At 35.7% G+C, this 1,890-nt stretch carries 2 protein-coding genes; both read left to right on the forward strand.

What is annotated here, in order from left to right:
* The first annotated feature begins 1,197 nt into the window (after nucleotides 1–1,197).
* Nucleotides 1,198–1,725, forward strand: a complete 528-nt coding sequence (locus AC1DUW_RS27300) for an RNA polymerase sigma factor (protein WP_477643985.1) — start codon at nucleotides 1,198–1,200, stop codon at nucleotides 1,723–1,725.
* Nucleotides 1,709–1,890 (forward strand): hypothetical protein (locus AC1DUW_RS27305; protein ID WP_477643986.1); only part of this gene is annotated, 182 nt, incomplete at its 3' end. The genes AC1DUW_RS27300 and AC1DUW_RS27305, both read left to right, overlap by 17 nt.

The raw sequence follows: 1,890 nt of genomic DNA on the forward strand, positions 1-1,890 counted from the left end.
GTAAGAACTAGCCATTCGCTCGTAGCGAGTCTTGGAGGGCTAAAGGTAACTTTAGTCTTTAAGCGTAGACAGCTAGATAGCGGGCCGAAAGCCAAATGGTTGAAGGGATAGAGCTCCATAATGTTAGTAAATCGAGAGGGCTGATGCCTTACGCACAGCAGAAAGCTACATTTTACCTTTCCTTAAAGGCAAGAAGGGTAAAACCTCTCTGGAGTCAGAGACCTTGGCACGTTATACATTGATATGATGCGGCAACTCGGGAGACCCTACCGGTCTTTTCCGTTTTTAGAAGAGTATGGTGTACAAGCGATAACAAGCAAGGAAACCAAATGCCGATTGTAGGGAGTCGGATAGCAGCGTAGTACCAATGAAATTGGGTAATGCCGATGGAGGAAAGGCTAGCTACCAGTTATCACCCTTGCTAGGGACACATTTACTACACACAGAGGTAGGAATAATAAATGGAGACAAAACTAGTAAGGATAGCAGAATTAGCAAAAATCTGATCCTAAGAGATTAGCAAGGTTTTGTGAATGGTAACTAGGAGGAGCTGTGTGCGTTAATAGCGCAAGCACGGTTCTGTGAGGGGGAGGAACACAATCTACCGTAAGGTAGAGAGGTTCCTTTCTACTCGACTAGTTTAACAAAGGGTTGCTGCGGCAACCTTTTTTTAATGAMCTAACRGGGCAGKTTAGTTGCATAAGAACTGGTATAATTTAGAGAAAAGTAGAGTGTAGAGGTGAATTATGGCTTTCCTTATAGTAGCAATCTTATTAATATTTTTATTTGACTTCACAAAAATGAGAAATCAAAATCAAACAATAATTAAACAGAATGAAAAGGTTATCTCTCTGTTGGAAGAGATAAAAAATAAAAAAGCGTAGTTCTTAACCTAACAGGTGAAATAAGGGAGTTGCTCTGGCACCTCTTTTTTCTTATGGCACTAATGGGGCAGGATAGTTCCATAAGGAATACTAATATTAGATCTAATGAGGGACTTATTTTAAGGAGGAAAACATGAGCTTGGAGCATGATTTTCACCTTATTTCTAAGACAACTGATATAAACGTCAGTTCTATAAAAGAACGAAAAAATCTCTAATCTAAACTTTTAGAGATTTTTTTAATGTAAAAACACAACTTTTATTTAGTTAATACGTCTAAGTATTGAACATTCAAGAAAAGGAGGGTTAGTAACTTGTCGAAGTACAGAAAAGAAGAAATTGCAGATTGGTATGACCAACATAGTAAATCCATTTTAAGTTTTATTTTATTGATGGTTAAGGATTATCAACAAGCAGAGGATTTGACCCATGATACCTTTGTAAAAGCGTATTTATATCATAATTCATTTAATCAGCATTCCAGTGAAAAAACATGGCTATTCAGTATCGCTCATAATTTAACGGTTGATTTTTTAAGAAAACGCAAACCCATCAGGTTCTTTAAAGAAGTATTTCTTTTGCAAAAGGACAATAACTCATTGCCTGAAGAAATGATTCAAATAAAAGAGGAGTCATTTGAACTATATAAAGCGTTAGGGGAAATCAAAGATACATATCGAAAGGTGATCGTTTTAAGAAAAATCAAAGGTTTTTCTATTGAGGATACGGCAAAGATATTGAGCTGGTCTGAGAGTAAAGTTAAATCTACTCTTTTTAGAGCTATTCCAGCATTGAAAAAACAATTAATAAAGGAGGGGTATTTGGATGAAAAAGCAATATGAAGATACTGATTTTGATAGTTCCTTAAAGAAATTAAATTCCGATCTAATGTGGAAAACAAAACAAAAACAAGAGCTAAAAAAACGAATCATTACTGATATTGAAAAATTGGAATCCCAAGAGAAAAATAAGAGTCCTATCCTATCAACTCGTATCAGAAATATAAG

Source organism: Peribacillus sp. P4_C12 (genome assembly GCF_056402095.1).